Source organism: Bacillus sp. FJAT-45037 (assembly GCF_002797325.1).
In the GTDB taxonomy this organism is placed as follows: Bacteria; Bacillota; Bacilli; order Bacillales; family Bacillaceae_D; genus Alkalihalophilus.
In genome coordinates this window covers 2,170,112-2,190,855 of sequence record NZ_KZ454938.1, presented here as the reverse complement: position 1 = coordinate 2,190,855, position 20,744 = coordinate 2,170,112, and the positions used below count along the sequence as shown (strand labels likewise).

The following is a 20,744-nucleotide window of genomic DNA, read 5'->3' as shown; positions in this document are numbered from 1 at the left end:
CTATTATAATAAAAAACGTTTTGGTACGTTCAAGGGGGAATTGGAATGACTAGACAAAAAAAAGACCCACAAGAACAGGTTGCTGTTCGCTGCATGGTGTTAACAGTATCAGCTAGTAAAGAGTACGACACGGACCAAGGTGGTACATTAATTCGTGAATTACTAGAAGCGGGTGGACATAGTGTAGCAGAGTATCAAATTGTTCGGGATGAATATAGTCAAATCCAACATTGGCTAAAAATAGCAGCGAGCCGCGCGGATATCGATGCCATTTTGATCAATGGTGGAACAGGTATTGCGCTACAAGATACGACGTATGAAGCCGTTCGTGATAGCCTAGATAAAGAAATGCCTGGCTTTGGTGAGATTTTCCGTTATCTAAGCTTTGTTGAAGACGTAGGGACAGCTGCGATTTTAAGTCGTGCGATTGCAGGAGTGAGAGATGGGAAACCAATCTTCTCGATGCCAGGAAAAACAGGAGCAATCAAGCTTGCGATGGACCGTATTATCATTCCAGAACTAGGTCACGTCATGCGAGAAATTTTGCAATATCGTTAAATGATTGAAAAAAAAAGAAGAGGCTAGGACATTAAGAAAGTGTATAACTGAGAATCCGAATAGTGCACAAACTTAGCGGATGAAATATACGTAGACTCCTGCGGGATGAAAAGCAACGGTGAGACCCCACAGTGCGGAGCACGAGGAGGCTCACCAGCTTCCTCGCGGGTGCGAAGTATATTTCAGGAGCGGCTTGATTGCACTTTTTATTATTTGTTAGGATTCTTATTGGTTATAACACTTTTGTCTTAGCCTTTTCTTTGTCGTTATGGGCGGTGCTCGAAGTAGGTTGAATTTTTGGTCGAATGTTTCAACCATTCTACTTGATCGTCTGTTAGAGATGGTGTGCTGACGGCCTCTATGTTTTCCTGTAGTTGTTCAATGCTACTCGCTCCTGTGACGACAGCTGAGACGGTAGGATGAGCTAGGCAATAATGAAGGGCAAGTTCAGACAACGGACGAGTAAGCTCCGTATGATTTGTTAATTCATCATGCAAGGCTTTTAACTCAGCGTATGAGTAATCGAGGTAACCTTCTGACTGGATTTTTTCAGAGGCAGCATTTAGCGGACGCCTCGTTAACAGACCTTTCGCTAAAGGGCCACGTGCCACAACAGAAACATTATGATGATCAAGTAAGTCAAACCATTCTTCAGGACGACGATCTAATAAACTATACTGCATCATGACACTAATAGCAGAAGACTTTTTAACAAATTCAGAAATGACGTTTGGACGAATCGATGAAATTCCATAGTATCTGATGAGACCTTCTTGCTTTAATTCTTCAAAAGCTTCAATCGTTTCATCCATATTGTCTTCGATCGTTCCCCCGTGCAACTGATATAAGTCAATATAATCGGTCTGAAGACGTGTGAGACTGTCTTCTACCGCATCTTTTATATGTTTTTTAGATGGGTCCCACTCCCAGCCTTCTTTCCCTACTTCAAACCGATTCCCGGCTTTTGTAGCAAGGACTAAGTCTTGTCGTCGATGCTTGATTGCATTCCCAACGAATTGTTCGTTCAAGCCTTTATCGTAAAGGTCAGCCGTATCAAAATAATTAATCCCTGAATCAAGTGCTGCATCGATGATTTGAATGGCATAGTTTTGATCGGTTCCAAGGGACATGCAGCCAAGAGCTAATTCACTTACTTCAAGATCAGAATCTCCAATTTTTCGTTTTCTCATAAAAACCTCTCCTTTATTTGTATGAATCATTCAGTAATTAACGTTTTAACATAGTTTACCTTTTCCCAAGATCGGGTGGTTTTAACCATTATCGTGATCTGGCGTTACTCACTGTTCGATTCTGTCATAACGAATACGGACAAGTCATATAGTGATTGTAACAAGTTCACGAATAAAGGTGGAATGAATCATGTCAAAAGATCTAAAAAAAGTTCGGAAACGATTGGAATCAAGACGGAGAGATATTCAAGGGAATGTAAAACAACGTGAACGCAGTGCACCGATGCTTGTTCAGCGCCATGAAGAGGCGAGAGAAGAACCTGATTATTATGTCGATCCAAGTCAGTTGAAAGGAAGTACACCACTTAAAGCCGGACAAGATTTTTTCCTCATTCGAGCGATGCTAGCGGTATGTATTTTCTTAGTCATTGCGATCATGTTTAAAACAGGGGCGCCGCAATTTGAAGGAGTTCGTCAGTTTGTTAAACAGTCTTACGAGCAAGAGTTTCAATTTGCCACAGTTGCTCATTGGTATGAAAGTCAATTCGGACGTCCGCTTGCCCTGTTACCAGAAAGAAATGACGTCGCATTAGGTGATCTAAATGAAGGCGAGCCGGAAGTGGAGATGGCTTACGCAGTGCCTGCTTCAGGACAGATTAGCGAAGGGTTTGAACAAAACGGACGAGGGATTTACATCGAGACGGGGGAGATCATTCGTGTTGAGGCGGCTAAAGGTGGCTATGTGATCACAGTCGGTGCTTTAGATGGAGCAGAAGAAATAGGTAAGGCCGTTGTCGTTCAACATTACGATGGAACAGAATCCATTTATGGGTTGCTAGATGATATTGAAGTAAATATGTATGACCATATTCAAGCTGGTCATCCCATTGGTACGGTTTCTACAACAGATGAAGGGAGAGGAGTTTATTATTTTGCTTTAAAACAAGGGGATCACTATATTGATCCGAGTGACGTGATTTCATTTGAGTAGCCTTTGGTTTTTGTTGAAAAAAATGAAGATTAATCCGTTCTTTTGGTTCGTGATAGGAATTGGGGTCGTCACGGGTTATTTTCGTGAAGTGTTGCTTGTGTTTATGGTCGTGTTGATTCATGAACTTGGACACGCATGGGCCGCCCATTATTTTAAGTGGACCATTCATAAGATCGAACTCCTCCCATTCGGCGGGGTGGCAGAAGTGGAGGACAGTGGGAATCGACCGATTAAAGAAGAGCTCATCGTCGTTTTAGCTGGTCCGTTTCAACATGTATGGATGCTGGCTTTGTCGTTTCTTTTCGTCCAAACTTCTTTTTGGTCAGAGGCCAATCACGAATTATTTGTCTATCATAATATGACCATCCTACTAATCAACTTAGTGCCAATTCTTCCTTTAGACGGTGGGAGACTGATGCAACTAGCATTTATGTGGAAGTATTCGTTTCACCAGGCCTTAAGAAAATCTTTGGTCACCTCTTTTGGACTTCTACTTTTTATAATGATCATGAGTGTGGTCTTGTTGCCAGTGCATCTAAACTTGTGGGTTGTCTTAACATTTCTTCTCATTGTCCACTATTTAGAATGGAAGCAGCGTCACTTCAGGATGATGCGTTTTCTAATAGGCAGGCAATTAGCTTTTTCAAATGAATGGAATAGTGATCGCAGAAAATCCGTCGCGGTCGCAGCCAATACATTGCTTAGAGACGGGACGAAGCAGTTATATAGAGGGTGTCATCATCAGTTCCACTTTAAAGACCCTGCAACTCAAAGAAGAATGACGATAGACGAAAAAGAAGTAATTGATGCGTTGGTGGAAAAAAAGAGTTGGCAGCTGACATTTTGCGAGCTACCGATGACAAAATAAAAGAGGGTTTTCATCTTGATTAAGATGAGTACTCTCTTTTTGTGTTATCACTGCATGATGGAGGGAGATAGGGTACAATAAAGGGGCGTAAAGGCTAGAGGAGGGTTGCAATTGAATAGAAAAATCTATTTTAATACCGCAACAAGAGAAAGACGTGCAGCGATTGTCGAGAATCATCGAGTCGTAGAATTGATGGTAGAAAGACCAACAGAAAACCGAATTGTCGGGAATGTATACATAGGACGTGTCGTGAATGTGTTGCCAGGAATGCAAGCCGCATTTGTCGATATAGGCCGCGATAAAAATGGCTTCCTGTATCGAGATGACTTATTGTCATTTCATTTATCAGACGAAGCGGAAGAAGATAAAAAACAACGAAGCATTACCGAGTTTGTGACAAACGGTCAAGAAATACTCGTTCAAGTCACAAAAGAGGGATTCGGTCAAAAAGGACCACGGCTCTCAGGTTTGGTCTCCCTTCCCGGTAAGTATACGGTATACATGCCAGAAGGTGGCTATGTAGGTGTTTCTAGGCGAATGGGAACAGATGATGAACGAGAAAATTGGCGAACGATTGGCGAGGGCTTATTGCAAGGGAGCGAAGGAATGATTATTCGCACCGTCAGTGAAGGGGCAAGCCCAGCCGTCATCGAACAAGATCTTCATTTCCTCAGAACGAGTTGGGAACGAGTATGGCGAGAAGGCAAAGAACAAAAAGCACCAGCTCTTATTCATCAAGGGTCTAGCTTAATCGAGAGAATGATGTTGGATTTTTCTCTTGATCAACTAGATGAAGTGGTTATTGATAATGCAGAAGATCATCAATTATTAAAGTCTCTGTTAGCTCCTTACCCTTCTGCAACAGAGAAAGTAACACTACACGTAGACAAAGAAAATGTCTTCTCAACTTACGGTGTCGATAAAGAATTAGAGAAAGCTCTTCGTCGTCAAATTTGGTTAAAAAACGGGGCGTATTTGATCATCGACCAAACCGAGGCGTTAACAGTGGTTGATGTTAATACAGGCAAATTTACCGGAAAAACAGATTTGCACGATACGGTATTTAAAACAAATTTAGAAGCAGCAAAAGAAATTGCAAGGCAATTGAGGCTTCGTGATACGTCTGGAATTATCATTATTGATTTTATTGATATGAAACGAGAACAAGATCGCCGGCAGGTGTTAGATGTATTCAATCGGAGCTTAAAGTTTGACCGAACGAAAACCAATGTCCTTGGCATAACGGGTTTAGGTCTTGTTGAAATGACCCGTAAAAAAGTGAGACAATCCCTTCAGGCGAGTTTGTCGAAACCATGCCCAACCTGTAAGGAGCAAGGAACAGTCTTATCTGATGAGGCTCAAGCGTATAAGATTGAACGAATGATTTATGAATACCGTGGGATGGATCATGAAGCACTACTAATTGAATTGCCTTCTACGGTGACAACGGTTTTAGCTGGGGCAAAAGGAGACTTATTAAAACAGTTAGAAGAAGAAGTAGGTTTCCGAATTTTCTTAAGCCCGAATAAACAGATGTCTGAAGAGTCATTTGCAATTCGTTATATGGGCAGCATAGAAGAAGCGACATCTCAACTGGAGCGCTTGAAGAAAAAAGACTAGTCAAACAAAAGTTGCAATTGACATGGTGAATTTTTCTGTGGTAAAATAGCCTTTGTTAGTTATTTGGTCGCACCCAAACAACTACAACCGCGCAGAGTAGGTTTTAAAAGGCATTTGCCTTACCTATAATGGCGAGTCTGAGTATATGAGGAGGTGCAAGTATGTACGCAATTATTGAAACTGGTGGAAAGCAAATCAAGGTTCAAGAAGGTCAAGAAATCTACATTGAGAAATTAGATATCGAAGCTGGTGAAGTTGTTAGCTTTGACAATGTTCTAATGATCGGTGGAGACGATGTGAAAGTAGGTGCTCCTTTAGTAGAGGGCGCTACAGTTACAGGTAAAGTTGAAAAACACGGCCGTAACAAGAAAATCATCGTTTATAAGATGAAGGCTAAGAAAAACTACCGTCGTAAACAAGGTCATCGTCAACCTTACACTAAAGTCGTGATCGACAAGATCAACGCTTAAGGTGAATGGATGATTACAGTTCTTGTGAAACGTAATGCCAATCAAACAATCAAGTCTTTCACGATGAGTGGACATGCTGACTCCGGTCCGCATGGTCATGATCTCGTTTGTGCTGGAGCTTCAGCTATTTCTTTTGGATCTGTCAATGCAATTGCTGCTTTATGCAGTGTAGAGCTTGATGTAGACATGGAAGAGGAAGGTGGATTCCTTCGTTGTCATGTACCAACTGGTTTGGATGACATGACATTTGAGAAAGTCCAGCTCCTCCTTGAAGGGATGGTTGTATCACTTCAATCAATGGCTGAAGAGTACAGTGCGTATATTGAAATCAAGTAAACATCCAGGAGGTGAATTCCATGTTAAAAATGAACCTTCAATTTTTCGCATCGAAAAAAGGGGTAGGTAGTACAAAGAATGGTCGTGACTCTCGTTCAAAGCGTCTAGGCGCTAAGCGTGCTGATGGTCAATCTGTTACTGGTGGATCTATCCTAGTTCGTCAACGCGGCACACGTGTTTACCCTGGCGTAAACGTAGGTAAAGGCGGAGATGATACACTATTTGCGAAAGTAGACGGTGTTGTTAAGTATGAGCGTGTAGGTCGCGATCGCAAACAAGTGAGCGTATACCCTGCATAATGGAAAGAAACCCTTACTAGTTGATAAAACTTAGTAAGGGTTTTTTGTGTGTATTTACATAGTAGGTTTTGTCGATAGAAGAAACAAGAGTGAAAGGAAAAAGAGCATAAAAAGTACATTTTTAAGGGAAAGCTACTAGTAGAAACTAGGTGAAAAGTATGGAAGGTTTCTTCTTTACATTACCTTTACAAAAAATTAATATTAATAAGTGTTTACTTTTTCTTCACATTTTCTTAATATAGGTCAAGGGATGAGTCATTTTGTTGAAAACTGTCGACAACTAAAGGGGATGTAAGAATGGATTTACAAGAGCTATTGTTTCTGTTTTTTGGAGGACTAGGTATCTTCCTATTTGGGATTAAATACTTAGGGGATGGCCTTCAAAAAGTAGCAGGAGACGGATTACGTGACCTGCTAGACCGTTTCACAACAAACCCGGTAATGGGTGTGTTTGCGGGGATTTTTGTTACGGTACTACTACAAACAAGTACTGGAACGACCGTATTAACGATTGGTCTTGTTAATGCTGGATTTATGACACTAAAGCAAGCAATTGGTGTTATCATTGGGGCCAATATTGGTACGACGGTTACGGCCTTCATCATCGGGATTAAAATCTCAGCCTATGCCTTACCGATTATGGCATTAGGAACATTTTTAATCTTCTTCTTTAAAAATCACAAAGTGAATAATTACGGACAAGTTGCCTTCGGTTTTGGTGCGTTGTTCTTAGGATTAAACTTTATGGGTGATGGAATGCGTCCGTTACGTGACCTTCAAGCTTTTGCAGACTTAACAGTTAGCATGAGTGAAAACCCGTTGTTAGGTGTTGCTATTGGGACAATCTTTACCGTGGCTGTTCAAAGTTCATCAGCGGCAATCGGTTTATTGCAAACACTATTTGGTCAAGGGGCTATGGAGTTAGACGCAGCCTTACCAGTATTATTTGGTGATAATATTGGTACAACGATTACAGCTGTACTGGCAGCAATTGGTGCTTCAATTGCAGCGAAGCGTGCCGCATTAACGCATGTTATTTTCAATTTGGTAGGTACAACGATTGTATTGATTTTACTTAGACCATTTACAGCTTTAATTGAGTATTTCCAAAGCAGTCTTAACCTGAATCCAGAAATGACGATTGCTTTTGCCCATGGTATTTTTAATGTGTCAAATGCATTGATTCAATTGCCGTTTGTGGCAGTGTTAGCTTGGATCGTTATTAAGATCATCCCTGGTCAAGATTCAGCGATTGAATACAAAGCACAGTATTTAGATGACAGGTTTATTCGTCAATCACCATCGATTGCTCTTGGTCAAGGTAAGAAAGAAGTTTTGCGTATGGCCGAGCTGTCTGAAAAGGGAATTGAAGAAGTAAGTATGTATTTTAAGACTCAAGGTAAAAAGCATCGAGAACTCATTCCGCAATATGAAGATGCAATTAACAATTTAGATAAAAAAATTACCGATTACTTAATTCAAGTTTCATCCCATTCATTAACGGATGAAGATTCAAAGACCCACTCTACTTTACTAAATACGATTCGTGATATAGAGCGTATAGGGGACCATATGGAAAACATTATGGAACTTGTAGAGTATCAGGTCATTAATAAAGTGAAGTTCTCTGAATTGGCTATCACTGATTTAGATGAAATGTTTGATTTAACGTTATCGACATTAAGACAAGCAGTCAAAGCATTGGATACTGGCGATATTGAAGAAGCAAACGCTGTTTTATTAAAAGAAGAAAAAATTGATAAAATGGAACGAGATCTTCGTAAGAAACATATAATGCGCTTGAATGATAACAAATGTACTGGTGCAGCGGGTGTGATTTACGTCGACATGGTCAGTAACCTAGAACGTATTGGTGATCATGCAGTGAATATCGCTGAAGTAGTCATTGGAGAAGACTAATACTAAAAACGACTAGCCTGAATGAAGGGCTGGTCGTTTTTTTTGATCAGATAGTAAAAAGACTAATCAACTAACAATGACTAGAGGTAGCTAGATCGCAGAAATACCTGTATAGTTAAAGTATTCAGTATTATTAGAGTAACGAAATAATCAAGGATGGTGAATAGATATGAAAGCTTACATAGGTGCAACGGTTATAACAGGTACAGGAGAAACAATAAAAGCGGGACAAGTTTTTATTAGTGAAGGGAAAGTCGTCGATGTCGGACAAGACTTACATATTCCGTCTAGTGCAGAGGTGATAGATCTACAAGGTATGTACATCACACCTGGGTTGATTGATGTGCATACCCATCTAGGTGTGTATGAAGAAGGGATTGCCCAAGCTGGTCATGATTTTAATGAGACAACAGCCGCAGCAACGCCACATGTGCGAGCGATTGATGCGATTAATCCATTTGACCAAGGATTTGAAGATGCTAGAATGGCTGGTGTCACGACGGTGCAAATTATGCCAGGAAGTGCAAATGTCATTGGTGGAGAAATGTCAATTATCAAGACAAAAGGGACCGTTGTCGATGAAATGATTGTCAAGTCTCCATCAGGAATGAAGGCGGCATTTGGTGAAAATCCGAAACGTGTGCATGGAGATAAAGGTAGAGAACCCCTTACAAGAATGGGGATTGCAGCTGTGTTTCGCAGTCAGTTAATGAAAGCACAAGATTATATGAAAGAGCAAGAAGAAGGGTCATTAAAGAGACGAGATCTCGGCATGGAGCAATTAACAAAAGTTCTTCGTCGCGAAATTCCTTTTCGTATCCATGCTCACCGCGCTGATGACATCGTTACGATTTTACGTTTATTGAAGGAATTTAACGTTGAGGCGACGATTGAACATTGCACAGAAGGTCATTTGATTGCGGATTATTTAGCAAAACATAACCTCCGTGTATCGGTTGGTCCTACGATGACGTCACGCACAAAAATTGAGTTACGTGATAAGGGCTGGCATACGTTACAGGAACTAGATAAACACAACATTCCTTTTTCAATTACTACTGATCATCCAGTTGTCACCATTGATCACCTACTCACTTCTGCAGCAACAGCTGTGAAACATGGCTTATCTGAAGAGTTGGCGTTTCAATCGATTACTCTCACAGCAGCTAAACATCTTGGAATCGAAGAACAAGTGGGATCTATTGAGCCAGGGAAGGATGCTGATTTTGTGATATGGTCTAAGCATCCATTTGATGTGCATGCTCATGTAGTACAAACCTATATTAATGGGAAGATTGTATATGAAGAGGAATAAAGCACGCATTTGCGAGCTTTTTCTTTTAGAGTATTACATGTAAAAGAAGAATTGGTTGGAAGGAGATTTAAATATGAAGGTGACGGTAGTAGGTTTTTGGCATGCGTACCCCGAAAAGAATGAAGCGACTTCAGGTTATTTGGTAGAGCATGGAGAGACAAAGGTCTTACTTGATTGCGGAAGTGGCGTGTTGTCTAACTTAGGGAATTACTGTGATGTGACGGAACTTGATGGACTTGTTTTATCCCATTATCATCATGATCACTTTGCCGATGTTGGACCCCTTCAATATGCACGTATTATTAATGAAAGTATGGGTAAAAATACAAAACCATTGACCATTTATGGTCATCAAGAAGACAGTGAGTCATTTTCTAAGCTTACATACAAAGGGTTTGTTCAATCTTCTGCCTACAAAGAAGACCACCCCCTCAAAATTGGTCCATTTACGTTCACGTTTCAACGTACGAAGCATCCTGTTCCATGTTTTGCGATGAAAGTGACGTGTGAAAAGAAAACGCTTGTGTACACGGGGGATTCTAGTTATTTTGAGCAACTAGCAGAGTTTACAAAGGGAAGCGATCTACTCATTGCTGAATGCAGTGGCTATAGAGGAGATCAAGTCGCTAGATTCGGCCATATGAACAGTGAGGATGTTGCGAAGCTTGCGAACAGCTCAGCGGTTGATCAAGTGATGATCTCACATTTGCCTCATCATGGAGAGCATGAACAATTAAAAGAGGAGATCAAGCAAAGTTACGAAGGGGAAGTATTGTTAGCAAGGACTGGATTAACGATTGAACTCTAAATTGCAGGCTAAGAGTCGTATCATTCGATTCTTAGCTTTTTTTGGTAGAGAAATGTTAAGATCATGTAAAGATCTAAAAAATAGAGTTGCGTATATAAGTATATGCTTATATACTATGGAAGTGAACAAGGAAAGGGTTGAAGTGAAATGGGGGAAATAAAGACATATATCGAAGTGGAAGAGGCAGCCAAGGTATTGAAATTACTTGGTGACAAGACTCGTTTAACGATGATGGCTTTAATGGAAGAAGCGGAATGCTGTGTATGTGAATTCGTAGAACTTTTTCAAATGAGTCAGCCATCTGTAAGCCAACACCTAAGAAAACTTCGAGATGTAGGATTGGTCGTCGAACAAAGACGTGGTCAGTGGATCTTCTTCTGTGTAAATAGAGAGCATCAGGCATACCCAATGGTTAAAACTCTTCTTGATCATTTGCCTAATCAACAGGCAAAGTTGATTGAACTTGAACAACGTGGTTTAAGAGTATGCTGTGAGTAACTGAAAATAACTAGAGAGAGTGTGGGGAACTATGACATCTGTGATAGTAGCGTCATTGATTTTCTTGTTTACACTCGTACTCGTCATTTGGCAACCGAAAGGATTATCGATTGGTTGGTCAGCTTCAATTGGTGCAATACTAGCCTTATTAGTTGGAGTGGTGGACTTTGGTGACGTAGTAACAGTGACAGGAATTGTATGGAATGCGACATTAACCTTCGTGGCCATTATTATTATTTCATTAATTTTAGACGAGATTGGGTTTTTTGAATGGTCCGCCTTACATATGGCGCGCTTTGCAAACGGGAATGGATTAAAGATGTTCCTGTATGTTTCATTATTAGGAGCAGTTGTAGCAGCTTTATTTGCTAACGACGGTGCAGCATTAATTTTAACACCTATCGTACTAGCAATGGTTAGGGCGCTTCATTTTAAGGAAGCTATGATTTTGCCGTTTATAATGGCAAGTGGATTTATTGCTGATTCAACATCTCTTCCATTTTTAGTAAGTAACTTAGTTAACATCGTTTCAGCTGACTTCTTTGGAATTGGGTTTGTTGAATACGCAACACGCATGGTTGTGCCGAACTTCTTTGCTTTAGGCGCAAGTATACTTGTGTTGTATCTGTTCTTTAGAAAAGATATCCCTCTTCGCTATGATATGTCGCAATTGAAAATGCCAGTCGAAGCGATTAAAGATCAAAGACTCTTTAAGCTATCTTGGTACATTTTAGCGGTATTATTAATTGGTTACTTTGTCAGTGAGTTTATTCATGTACCTGTTTCATTTGTTGCGATGCCAATTGCATTTATATTCTATATCATCTTCCGAATTATGAGTGCAGAAAACCCTAGCTTAAGTTCTGCAGGCATTATTAAAAATGCTCCTTGGGCGATTGTTGTTTTCTCAATTGGTATGTATGTCGTCGTCTATGGATTGCAAAATGTAGGTTTAACAAGCTTATTAGCCGGATTCATTCAGTCGACAACAGAGCATGGCTTATTCGTTGGAACGATTTCAATGGGCTTCATCGCAGCGATCTTGTCGTCGATTATGAACAATATGCCGACTGTAATGATCAATGCGCTTGCGATTTCCGAAACGAACACATCAGACACGATGCGTGAAGCGCTTATTTACGCTAACGTAATTGGGTCTGACCTTGGACCGAAAATCACACCAATTGGTTCCCTAGCCACGTTATTGTGGTTACATGTCCTCTCCAAAAAGGGTATTAAAATTTCATGGGGATACTATTTCAAAGTCGGTTTAATCTTAACCGTGCCAACTCTGCTTATCACTTTAGTCGGGTTATACCTCTGGCTAATTATAATTCTGTAGCGCTTGCTACACATAGATCATTCTACTATTATGAAAAACAAAGGAGTTTTCAACATGTCTAAACCAATTATTTACTTCTTATGTACAGGGAACTCATGCCGTAGCCAAATGGCAGAAGGATGGGGCAAGAAGCATCTCGGCAATAAATATGATGTGTATTCAGCGGGAGTTGAAGCACATGGGGTAAACCCTAATGCTGTAAAAGCTATGAAAGAAGTAGACGTTGATATTACAAGTCAAACATCAGATACCATTGACCAAGACATTCTTGCAAAGGCTGATCTTGTTGTGACGTTATGCGGTCATGCAGCGGATGTTTGTCCTGCGACACCACCTAACAAAGAACGTGTTCACTGGGGCTTTGACGATCCAGCTAAAGCAGAAGGAACAGAAGAAGAGAAATGGGCATTTTTCCAACGAGTTCGTGATGAAATTGGTGAGCGTATCGAAACGTTCGCAAAAACAGGTAAATAAACAACAGCTGAGGGTCGGCCTACTAGGTCTGACCCTTTTGCAAAAAAAAAGATGATGAAATGGGGATATAGACATGTCTAAAATTCGAGTGTATGATCCAGCTTTATGTTGTCCGACAGGTGTATGTGGACCGAGTGTTGATCCAGATTTAACGAGAATGGCCACAGCAATTTTTATGCTTGAGAAAAAGGGTGTCGATATTGTTCGTTATAATCTAGGATCAGAACCTCAAGCATTTATAGATGAAGAGCTTGTAAAAACATTGCTTGATGAAAAAGGAACCGAGGCACTTCCGACGATTGTCGTCGATGGTGAAGTGAAAATGGTAGGGCACTACCCGACAAATGAACAGTTAGCAGACTGGGCACAGATCGAAGTCGGTACGTTATCAAAGCAGACGACAAAATCAAAAGGGATTGAGTTATTATAATGGAGAAAAACGAGCTACATCTTCATCAACGTTTTCAACCAGATACGCTTAAACTCACCCCTTATTTATTCTTTACTGGAAAAGGCGGTGTTGGGAAGACATCTACCGCTTGTGCGACAGCCGTTTCCCTAGCTGATCAAGGAAAAAAAGTATTATTAGTAAGTACAGATCCAGCCTCGAACTTACAAGATGTGTTTGAACAAGAGATTGGCTACAAGGAAACGATTATTCAATCCATCGAAAATTTAACAGCAATTAATTTAGATCCAGAAGAAGCTGCTGCAGCGTACCGTAACGATATAATTGGGCCGTATAAAGATAAATTACCCGCAGCTGTCATTGCGCAAATGGAAGAACAATTATCTGGAGCTTGCACAGTCGAGATTGCTGCTTTTGATGAATTCGCAACCATTTTAACGAACCCTGATCGAACAGAGTCATATGATCATATCATTTTTGATACAGCACCAACGGGTCATACTTTACGCCTTTTACAATTGCCAACAGCATGGTCAGGCTTTTTAGATACGAGCACACACGGTGCCTCATGCCTCGGCCCGTTGTCTGGTTTAGCGGATAAAAAGGCACTATATGAACACACGGTTGAGGCTCTCTCTGACTCAACAAAGACAACACTTGTACTAGTGGCTCGTCCGGAACGTTCAACGCTAGAAGAAGCTAGTCGAGCATCAACGGAGTTAAAAGAAATTGGTTTAAAAAATCAATGGCTTCTCGTCAATGGAAAGATGCAAACCTACCTAGAGGGCGATAAGATCGCAGCAGCTTTTTATACGCGTCAAGAACAGGCATTAAAGGAAATGCCAACCGATTTACAAGCGACGACAACATTTGAGTTGCCTTATGTTCCTTATCAATTAACAGGTATTGAATCGCTGCGCACGTTATTTAGCCAGTCAACAGGTATAACTGAATCAGAAGATGAATTGTCAACACTTGGTATGGATTCACTCTCTACTTTAGTCGAACAACTATCGCAAAAAGAACGTGGTGTTGTGTTAACGATGGGAAAAGGGGGAGTAGGTAAAACCACAGTGGCTGCAGCAGTGGCTGTTGGTTTAGCGGATAAAGGACATCGAGTGAAGTTAACAACAACTGATCCCGCGGCGCATCTTTCTTCCTTATTTACAAATGAGCAAAATCAGCTGATCACCGTTAGCCGAATTGATCCCAAGGCAGAAGTTGAAGCCTATAAACAAGAGGTGTTAACGGCATCGAGTGAACATTTAGATGAAGACGGACTTGCCTATTTAGAAGAAGATCTCAACTCTCCGTGTACAGAAGAGATTGCTGTGTTCCGTTCTTTTGCTAATGTGGTTGAAGAGGCGGACGACGCATTTGTTGTGATTGATACGGCACCAACAGGGCACACACTCTTATTACTAGATGCCGCCCATTCATATCATCAAGAAATTGAAAGAGGAACTGGGGAAATTCCAGACTCTGTGAAGAAATTGCTACCAAGATTAAGAAATCCAAAAGAAACAGATGTTGTAGTCGTGACGTTACCTGAAGCTACACCAGTATATGAAGCATCGAGGCTACAAGATGACTTAGTACGGGCAAATATTACACCTAGCTGGTGGGTCATCAACCAAAGCTTTGCGGCAACGAACACACAAGATCCGATTTTACGTCAAAGAGCGTTAAGTGAAAAAGTATGGATGGAACGCGTGATGAACAACTATGCAAACCAATCGGTTGTCATCCCATGGCAGACTGAAACGATCGAAGGCTATCAACAGCTTTTAAACTTAACAAAATAAAGAAGAGAGGCAGCATCCCCAATTAGTGGATGCTGCCTTATTTTTTATGAGAGAAGTGTTCGTTTCTTTCTGAGTTCCTTTCGATCTTTAGCTGATTGAAAAAGTTGCTTTTCTTCTTCCGTTTCAGGTTTAACGTTAGGAACAGGGATAGGCGACTTATCTTCATCAATAGCGACCATCGTTAAAAAGGAAGTGGTAGTTAATGTTCTTATTCCTGTTAATAAGTTATTGGAATGGACTCTCACCAATACTTCCATTGACGTTCTGCCTGTAGAAGTCACAAAGGCTTCAAGCTCTAGCAAATCTCCTACTTCAGCAGATGATAAAAAGTCTACCGAATCAATCGAAGCTGTGACAACAACTTGTCCCGAATGTTTCATCGCGGTAATTGCAGCAATCTCATCAATATACGATAACACATGTCCACCAAAGATGGTTTTAAGGTGGTTCGTATCAGGTGGAAGCACTAATCTTGATTGGATTGTTCTTGATTGACTTGTTGGGTGAACGAAATTCATCTAGGAACCTCCACTGTAAAAAGAGAATAAAAAAGTAGCTTTACATATATCATAGTCAATTCCTCCGTTAAAAAAGTGATGTAATGATTGCACTTAAACACAAAAAACTCTCTTTCATAATTGAAAGAGAGATCACTATCACAAAATTAACCTGGACTATCGTACAATAGTGGCCAATGCATGTTCGATCACTCCTCCCTAAAAAACGCGTAGGTACTAGTGCGTACAAATGGCAGGTCTCCTGACTTGAGATCATCACTACCATATCCCTTCCCATTCTTCTAAAGAACAGTGGTTACGATACGTAGCTCCCTCTTACAGTGGCGCGACCGTGCCGGACTTTCACCGGACTTCCCTTTTAAGAGCTAGATTATGTATCTAGGTCACCTTTTGCATGTACATATGAAGTTTGAAAAAAATGAATACTTCGACTTTATCCTACCGTACATTGAGAAGAATTTCAATAAAATCTATTCACTACTAGATCTGCTAGTTTAAATAAAAAATCGATTTAACCAAACGTCACTATTTTTTCTATTTAGACAGGGCACGACGGCATTTCGCATGTGTTGACAACAGTAATTTACAAAACCTTTACACTCAACTCATACGCACTTAATAAAACAAGACTATACTAGCAATTGTGAGAGGGAGAGACCACTTACAAATAATATTTTCCTACAGAAAAGGGAGGACAATTCATTGAATACGAAAAAAGCTTTATTGTTCCTAGTAATGGCAGCACTTATGGTGTTTGCCGCAGCTTGTGGTAATGGTTCAGAGGACGCACAAACAGATACAGGCTCTGAAGACACAGCAGCAGGGGATACGGCAGATGGCACTGAAGATGAAGCACCAGAGCAAGAAGAAATGCCATCAGGTTCACTAGATATTCGTGGTTCTGACACGATGGTTAATGTAGGTCAAGGTCTTGCTGAAGGCTATATGGAATATAACGAAATGGCAGGTCTAGCTGTAACTGGCGGTGGCTCAGGAACAGGGATCGCTGCAATGATAAACAATAACGTAGATATTGCACAATCTTCACGTGCTATGAAAGATGAAGAGATCGAAGAAGCAGAAGCAAATGGCGCAGAGCCAATTGAATTTATTGTAGCGCAAGATGGTTTAGCTGTTGCGATTCACAGTGACAACCCAGTTAAAGATATGACGATGGAGCAAGTGAAAGATGTATTTACTGGTAAAGTGACAAACTGGTCTGACTTAGGATGGGAAGAAGGCGGAGAGATCTCTGTTTACTCTCGTCAGTCAAACTCAGGTACTTATGTATTCTTTAACGAAAACGTAATGGATGGCGAAGATTTTGGCGCAGGTGCTAAATTCATGCCTGGTTCTTCAGCTATTGCAGAATCAGTATCTCAAGAAACAAATGCAATTGGTTACATTGGTGTTGGGTATATCAGCGATGATTTAGATGCTGCAAACATTGCACTTGATGAAAATAGTGAGTATATTACTCCTTTTGAATCTGAATATGTTGATACTGGTCTTTACCCAATTGCACGTCCACTATTCTTCTACACTAATGGTACTCCTGAAGGTGTAGCATATGATTACTTGAAGTGGGTATTAACTTCAGATGAAGCGAAAGATGTTATTTACGACACTGGTTTCTACCAAGTAGGTCAGTATGAAGATCAGAATAACGAAGTTCTTGCTGAAAATGGAATTGATTTCAATTAATACGTGAGTATGATGGAATTGCCTCACATTGTGAGGCAATTCCAATTTATTTGTGAGGAACACGACCTGTTAGGGGACAGGGTAAACTGGAGGGAAATAACGTGGCATTGCATGCAGAAAACCGTGACGATCAAGAGATTGCGGAGTTAAAGCTTGTTACAAAAGAGACATTAACTCAGAAATCATTTAAAGCAAATATTTTAGATTATTTAATAGAAAAGGTCTTTTTCGTTTTCGGAATGATCGCAATTTTTATGTTGCTGTTAATCTTATTTTTCTTAACAAGAGAAGCAACACCAGCATTACGTGAAGTTGGAATTATGGAATTTCTTACGACTACAAGATGGTACCCATCTTCTCCGCAAGGAGCAGGGTATGGTGCATTACCTTTTATTATTAGTTCATTTATGGTGACTATTGGTGCACTAGTTATTGCAATCCCTTGGGGGATTATGACAGCAATTTTCATTTCAGAAATCGCACCAAAGAAAGTAAGAGAGTTCTTGAAACCGGTAATTGAACTATTAGCTATATTCCCATCGGTAGTACTAGGATTTATCGCACTAGTTATCTTATCACCGATTGTTGCAAATATGTTTAATCTGTCGAATGGTTTAACAGCTTTCACAGCAGCAATTATTCTGTCTGTTATGGCTCTACCTACAATTATTAGTATTGCAGAAGATTCGTTGCGAAGTGTATCAAAAGACTATCGTGAAGCAGCATATGCCCTTGGAGCATCGCGCTGGGATACGATTAAACTTGTTACCGTACCAGCAGCAAAATCTGGTATTGTTGCAGGGATTATGCTAGGTTTTGGGCGTGCTGTTGGAGAAACGATGACAGTATTAATGGCAGCGGGTAATGCCATTGATATGCCTTTAAAAGAATTTTTCGGTGTAGTCGTACCAAATTTCTTAACTTCAGTTCGAACATTAACAGCGAACATTGCAATCGAAGGTTCAGATGTTGCATGGGGAAGCTTACATTATAGTTCACTCTTTGTTACAGCAATTATCTTATTTACAATTACATTCATTGTTAATTTAATTGCAGATATTCTTATCTCAAGACAAAGGAGGAATATGTAATGTCTAAAAATGCAGCTGAAAAACTTTGGTTTTCAATATGTGGATTCTTTGCATTCTTAACAGTAGGAACTCTACTTTTATTACTATATTGGGTTGCGAGCAATGGAATTTCAGTTATTAGTTGGAACTTCATCACGGATATCCCTCGTAAAAATATGACAGAAGGTGGAATTTGGCCAGCATTAGTCGGTACTTTTTATGTGGCATCTCTTACAATTTTAATCTCTGTACCAGTAGGAATAGGGTCAGCCATTTATTTAAATGAATATGCGAAACAGGGAGTGATCGTTCGCATAATTCGTATGTCCATTCGAAACCTAGCAGGAGTACCTTCGATCGTTTATGGATTATTCGGTTTAGCTATTTTTGCTTCTATGCTAGGATTAGGCACAGGTTTGATTACTGCAGCGATCACGCTAGCGATCATGGTTCTCCCATGGATTATCACGGCAACAGAAGAAGCCTTAAAGTCGGTTCCAACTTCTTTCCGTGAAGGGGGTCTTGCACTAGGGGCAACGAAATGGCAAACGATTAGACAGCTTGTTCTCCCATCAGCAGTACCGGGTATGGCAACAGGTTCTATTCTCGGATTAGCTCGTGCTGCGGGTGAAACGGCTCCAATTATTTTAACTGGTGCGGCTTTCTTCTTACCGGTTTTACCTTCAAGTTTAACGGATGGATTTATGGCTTTACCTTATCATTTATATATTTTAGCGACACAACATAATCAAGCGGCGGTTGTACGCCCTATTGCATACGGTACGGCATTAGTATTGATTGGAATGGTTATTTTACTAAACTTAACAGCTATTTTACTTCGTAATTACTATCGTAAGAAAAATGAAGTACTATAAACAAGATTTCAAGATCGGGATGTAAACAAAACGGATGAGATTATTCTAAGGAGGTTTTTTCGATGGCAGTAGTCGAAAAACAAAAACAAAACAAAGTTAGTGTAGATGTAACAGCTAAGCCTGTTCAAGAATCAGCAAAAAAAGAAAATATCTTTGAAGCAAAAGGGTTAAATCTATGGTATGGGAATGATCAAGCATTAAAAAATATCAATTTAGATATTGAAAAAAATGGTGTTACAGCGATTATTGGACCATCTGGTTGCGGTAAATCAACATTTTTAAAAACACTAAACCGCATGGTTGAATTAGTTCCGATTGTAAAAACAAGTGGTGAAGTTATTTACCATGATACGAATATTTTTGATCCAGCTGTGAACTTAGTGGAATTAAGAAGTGCTATAGGGATGGTATTCCAAAAACCGAATCCTTTCCAAAAATCAATTTTTGATAATGTTGCCTTTGGTCCTCGTGTTCATGGCATTAAAAATAAAAAGAAATTGATGGAACTTGTGGAGAAAAGTTTACGTGGAGCTGCTCTTTGGGAAGAAGTTAAAGACCGTTTAAATGAATCTGCTCTAGGATTATCGGGTGGTCAGCAACAAAGACTTTGTATTGCCCGTTGTTTAGCTGTAGAGCCAGAGGTCATTTTAATGGATGAGCCTACTTCAGCTCTTGATCCAAAGTCAACACAAAAAGTAGAAGAGTTAATCGGGGAATTAAAAAATAATTATTCGATTATTATTGTTACTCATAACATGCAACAGGCAGCTCGTATCTCTAATAAAACAGCCTTCTTCTTGAATGGAGAAGTTATCGAATATACTGATACTGATATAATATTTTCAAACCCATCAGATAAGCGTACAGAAGATTACGTTACAGGACGTTTTGGATAAGGGAGAGTAAACATATGAGACTGAGGGAAAATTTTGAAGCGCAATTAGACAATATCCAACAGTCCATTCTGGAAATGGGGAGCAAGGTAGTAGATGCCTTGCTTCTTTCTGTACATGGGCTAGAAGAAAATAATAAAGAGCAATTGCATCAAGTAATTACGAAAGACTATTTAATTAATCAGCGGGAGTTAGCGATCAATGAGGAAGTAACTTTACTCATTGCAAGGCAGCAACCTGTAGCAACAGATTTAAGAAGATTAATTGTTGCATTGAAAATATCGAGTGATCTTGAGCGTGTAGGAGATTTGGCGGTAGATATAGCTAAAGTATCTAAACGTACTAATTTCAGAGAATGCAGTGATTACGTAGAAAAGCTTTTAGTTATTTCTGCAGAAGCAACTAGCATGCTAAAAGATGCTCTATCAGCATATGAGAACCAAGACATCATGGCCGCTCAGAAAATTGCTAATCGAGATGATAAAGTTGATGCAATGTTTGGCCAATTTATTCGTGAATTGTTCTCACTCTCTACTGAAGAGCATAGTATTGAAGATATCACTCAAATGGCATTTATCGCTCGTTACTTAGAACGGATTGCAGATTATTCTACTAACCTAGCTGAATGGATTGTCTATGAAGTGAACGGTAAACACTTTGATTTAAATTAAAACAGTTCCTAATGACCATTATGTGGTCATTAGGAACTGTTTTTAGTATATAAAGAAAACGACCTAGTTGCACATCTATTGTTATGCAAGGAAGGTCGTTGATAGTGGTT

22 protein-coding genes, 1 riboswitch and 1 other annotated feature are annotated in these 20,744 nt (G+C 40.0%); of the genes, 20 read left to right on the top strand and 2 right to left on the bottom strand.

What is annotated here, in order from left to right; genetic code table 11:
• Positions 1-45 precede the first annotated feature (45 nt).
• Entirely contained in the window at positions 46-558 is a 513-nt protein-coding gene (locus tag CDZ88_RS11230; protein ID WP_100373628.1) for a MogA/MoaB family molybdenum cofactor biosynthesis protein, read from the top strand.
• A 266-nt stretch (positions 559-824) separates the two neighbouring features.
• Here the strand turns inward: CDZ88_RS11230 and CDZ88_RS11225 are convergent, their stop codons facing one another.
• On the bottom strand, positions 825-1,748 hold the full coding sequence (locus CDZ88_RS11225) for an aldo/keto reductase (RefSeq protein ID WP_100373627.1): 924 nt from the start codon (positions 1,746-1,748) through the stop codon (positions 825-827).
• Positions 1,749-1,938: 190 nt separating this feature from the next.
• On the opposite strand from CDZ88_RS11225, the gene CDZ88_RS11220 reads away from it, so the two are divergent.
• From CDZ88_RS11220 to arsA, 14 genes are all read left to right on the top strand, one after another.
• Positions 1,939-2,739, top strand: coding sequence for a M23 family metallopeptidase (locus CDZ88_RS11220; RefSeq protein ID WP_100373626.1), 801 nt, complete (start codon positions 1,939-1,941; stop codon positions 2,737-2,739).
• Positions 2,740-2,761: 22 nt separating this feature from the next.
• Positions 2,762-3,607 (top strand): M50 family metallopeptidase, encoded by an 846-nt coding sequence (locus tag CDZ88_RS11215; protein ID WP_232718740.1) that lies wholly within the window; start codon positions 2,762-2,764, stop codon positions 3,605-3,607.
• 111 nt (positions 3,608-3,718) lie between these two features.
• Complete coding sequence (locus tag CDZ88_RS11210; protein ID WP_100373624.1) at positions 3,719-5,227, top strand: Rne/Rng family ribonuclease; 1,509 nt, start codon at positions 3,719-3,721, stop codon at positions 5,225-5,227.
• 75 nt (positions 5,228-5,302) lie between these two features.
• Positions 5,303-5,376: a sequence feature (ribosomal protein L21 leader region), on the top strand.
• Positions 5,377-5,388: 12 nt separating this feature from the next.
• Positions 5,389-5,697, top strand: a complete 309-nt coding sequence (gene rplU / locus CDZ88_RS11205; RefSeq protein WP_100373623.1) for a 50S ribosomal protein L21 — start codon at positions 5,389-5,391, stop codon at positions 5,695-5,697.
• A gap of 9 nt (positions 5,698-5,706) precedes the next feature.
• Entirely contained in the window at positions 5,707-6,033 is a 327-nt protein-coding gene (locus CDZ88_RS11200; protein ID WP_100373622.1) for a ribosomal-processing cysteine protease Prp, read from the top strand.
• A 20-nt stretch (positions 6,034-6,053) separates the two neighbouring features.
• Complete coding sequence (gene rpmA / locus CDZ88_RS11195) at positions 6,054-6,332, top strand: 50S ribosomal protein L27 (RefSeq protein WP_100373621.1); 279 nt, start codon at positions 6,054-6,056, stop codon at positions 6,330-6,332.
• A gap of 297 nt (positions 6,333-6,629) precedes the next feature.
• Positions 6,630-8,252: a Na/Pi cotransporter family protein gene (locus tag CDZ88_RS11190; protein WP_100373620.1), complete on the top strand. Its 1,623-nt coding sequence runs from the start codon at positions 6,630-6,632 to the stop codon at positions 8,250-8,252.
• 169 nt (positions 8,253-8,421) lie between these two features.
• Positions 8,422-9,567 (top strand): amidohydrolase, encoded by a 1,146-nt coding sequence (locus CDZ88_RS11185; protein ID WP_100373619.1) that lies wholly within the window; start codon positions 8,422-8,424, stop codon positions 9,565-9,567.
• A gap of 73 nt (positions 9,568-9,640) precedes the next feature.
• Complete coding sequence (locus tag CDZ88_RS11180; protein WP_100373618.1) at positions 9,641-10,375, top strand: MBL fold metallo-hydrolase; 735 nt, start codon at positions 9,641-9,643, stop codon at positions 10,373-10,375.
• A 147-nt stretch (positions 10,376-10,522) separates the two neighbouring features.
• Positions 10,523-10,873: an ArsR/SmtB family transcription factor gene (locus CDZ88_RS11175; protein WP_100373617.1), complete on the top strand. Its 351-nt coding sequence runs from the start codon at positions 10,523-10,525 to the stop codon at positions 10,871-10,873.
• 31 nt (positions 10,874-10,904) lie between these two features.
• Positions 10,905-12,215 carry an arsenic transporter gene (locus CDZ88_RS11170; RefSeq protein ID WP_100373616.1) on the top strand — a complete coding sequence of 437 codons (1,311 nt, stop codon included), beginning with the start codon at positions 10,905-10,907 and terminating at the stop codon, positions 12,213-12,215.
• A 54-nt stretch (positions 12,216-12,269) separates the two neighbouring features.
• Entirely contained in the window at positions 12,270-12,689 is a 420-nt protein-coding gene (arsC, locus tag CDZ88_RS11165) for an arsenate reductase (thioredoxin) (RefSeq protein ID WP_100373615.1), read from the top strand.
• 73 nt (positions 12,690-12,762) lie between these two features.
• Complete coding sequence (gene arsD, locus CDZ88_RS11160; RefSeq protein ID WP_100373614.1) at positions 12,763-13,119, top strand: arsenite efflux transporter metallochaperone ArsD; 357 nt, start codon at positions 12,763-12,765, stop codon at positions 13,117-13,119.
• Positions 13,119-14,903, top strand: a complete 1,785-nt coding sequence (arsA, locus tag CDZ88_RS11155) for an arsenical pump-driving ATPase (RefSeq protein WP_100373613.1) — start codon at positions 13,119-13,121, stop codon at positions 14,901-14,903. The genes arsD and arsA overlap by 1 nt, the downstream gene beginning before the upstream one ends.
• A 44-nt stretch (positions 14,904-14,947) precedes the next feature.
• On the opposite strand, the gene CDZ88_RS11150 is transcribed toward arsA, so the two are convergent.
• Positions 14,948-15,421 carry an acyl-CoA thioesterase gene (locus CDZ88_RS11150; RefSeq protein WP_100373612.1) on the bottom strand — a complete coding sequence of 158 codons (474 nt, stop codon included), beginning with the start codon at positions 15,419-15,421 and terminating at the stop codon, positions 14,948-14,950.
• 214 nt (positions 15,422-15,635) lie between these two features.
• Positions 15,636-15,827: riboswitch (cobalamin riboswitch) on the bottom strand.
• A gap of 296 nt (positions 15,828-16,123) precedes the next feature.
• Here CDZ88_RS11150 and CDZ88_RS11145 point away from each other — a divergent pair.
• From CDZ88_RS11145 to phoU, 5 genes are all read left to right on the top strand, one after another.
• Positions 16,124-17,125 (top strand): phosphate ABC transporter substrate-binding protein, encoded by a 1,002-nt coding sequence (locus CDZ88_RS11145; RefSeq protein WP_232718626.1) that lies wholly within the window; start codon positions 16,124-16,126, stop codon positions 17,123-17,125.
• A gap of 101 nt (positions 17,126-17,226) precedes the next feature.
• Positions 17,227-18,216 (top strand): phosphate ABC transporter permease subunit PstC, encoded by a 990-nt coding sequence (gene pstC, locus CDZ88_RS11140; protein WP_100373611.1) that lies wholly within the window; start codon positions 17,227-17,229, stop codon positions 18,214-18,216.
• Entirely contained in the window at positions 18,216-19,070 is an 855-nt protein-coding gene (pstA, locus tag CDZ88_RS11135; RefSeq protein WP_100373610.1) for a phosphate ABC transporter permease PstA, read from the top strand. Before pstC ends, pstA begins: the two co-directional genes overlap by 1 nt.
• A 62-nt stretch (positions 19,071-19,132) precedes the next feature.
• On the top strand, positions 19,133-19,966 hold the full coding sequence (gene pstB, locus CDZ88_RS11130; protein WP_100373609.1) for a phosphate ABC transporter ATP-binding protein PstB: 834 nt from the start codon (positions 19,133-19,135) through the stop codon (positions 19,964-19,966).
• Between the two features lie 14 nt (positions 19,967-19,980).
• The gene (gene phoU, locus CDZ88_RS11125; RefSeq protein WP_100373608.1) at positions 19,981-20,634 is read left to right on the top strand and encodes a phosphate signaling complex protein PhoU; all 654 of its coding nucleotides are present in this window, start codon (positions 19,981-19,983) and stop codon (positions 20,632-20,634) included.
• Positions 20,635-20,744: the final 110 nt, after the last annotated feature.

Excerpts from the sequence above, each read along its gene's own strand:
- CDZ88_RS11230 (WP_100373628.1), top strand. The coding sequence starts at position 46 with ATGACTAGACAAAAAAAAGACCCACAAGAACAGGTTGCTGTTCGCTGC.
- CDZ88_RS11225 (WP_100373627.1), bottom strand. The coding sequence starts at position 1,748 with ATGAGAAAACGAAAAATTGGAGATTCTGATCTTGAAGTAAGTGAATTA.
- CDZ88_RS11220 (WP_100373626.1), top strand. The coding sequence starts at position 1,939 with ATGTCAAAAGATCTAAAAAAAGTTCGGAAACGATTGGAATCAAGACGG.
- CDZ88_RS11215 (WP_232718740.1), top strand. The coding sequence starts at position 2,762 with ATGAAGATTAATCCGTTCTTTTGGTTCGTGATAGGAATTGGGGTCGTC.
- rplU (WP_100373623.1), top strand. The coding sequence starts at position 5,389 with ATGTACGCAATTATTGAAACTGGTGGAAAGCAAATCAAGGTTCAAGAA.
- CDZ88_RS11200 (WP_100373622.1), top strand. The coding sequence starts at position 5,707 with ATGATTACAGTTCTTGTGAAACGTAATGCCAATCAAACAATCAAGTCT.
- rpmA (WP_100373621.1), top strand. The coding sequence starts at position 6,054 with ATGTTAAAAATGAACCTTCAATTTTTCGCATCGAAAAAAGGGGTAGGT.
- CDZ88_RS11190 (WP_100373620.1), top strand. The coding sequence starts at position 6,630 with ATGGATTTACAAGAGCTATTGTTTCTGTTTTTTGGAGGACTAGGTATC.
- CDZ88_RS11185 (WP_100373619.1), top strand. The coding sequence starts at position 8,422 with ATGAAAGCTTACATAGGTGCAACGGTTATAACAGGTACAGGAGAAACA.
- CDZ88_RS11180 (WP_100373618.1), top strand. The coding sequence starts at position 9,641 with ATGAAGGTGACGGTAGTAGGTTTTTGGCATGCGTACCCCGAAAAGAAT.
- CDZ88_RS11175 (WP_100373617.1), top strand. The coding sequence starts at position 10,523 with ATGGGGGAAATAAAGACATATATCGAAGTGGAAGAGGCAGCCAAGGTA.
- CDZ88_RS11170 (WP_100373616.1), top strand. The coding sequence starts at position 10,905 with ATGACATCTGTGATAGTAGCGTCATTGATTTTCTTGTTTACACTCGTA.
- arsC (WP_100373615.1), top strand. The coding sequence starts at position 12,270 with ATGTCTAAACCAATTATTTACTTCTTATGTACAGGGAACTCATGCCGT.
- arsD (WP_100373614.1), top strand. The coding sequence starts at position 12,763 with ATGTCTAAAATTCGAGTGTATGATCCAGCTTTATGTTGTCCGACAGGT.
- arsA (WP_100373613.1), top strand. The coding sequence starts at position 13,119 with ATGGAGAAAAACGAGCTACATCTTCATCAACGTTTTCAACCAGATACG.
- CDZ88_RS11150 (WP_100373612.1), bottom strand. The coding sequence starts at position 15,421 with ATGAATTTCGTTCACCCAACAAGTCAATCAAGAACAATCCAATCAAGA.
- pstA (WP_100373610.1), top strand. The coding sequence starts at position 18,216 with ATGTCTAAAAATGCAGCTGAAAAACTTTGGTTTTCAATATGTGGATTC.
- pstB (WP_100373609.1), top strand. The coding sequence starts at position 19,133 with ATGGCAGTAGTCGAAAAACAAAAACAAAACAAAGTTAGTGTAGATGTA.
- phoU (WP_100373608.1), top strand. The coding sequence starts at position 19,981 with ATGAGACTGAGGGAAAATTTTGAAGCGCAATTAGACAATATCCAACAG.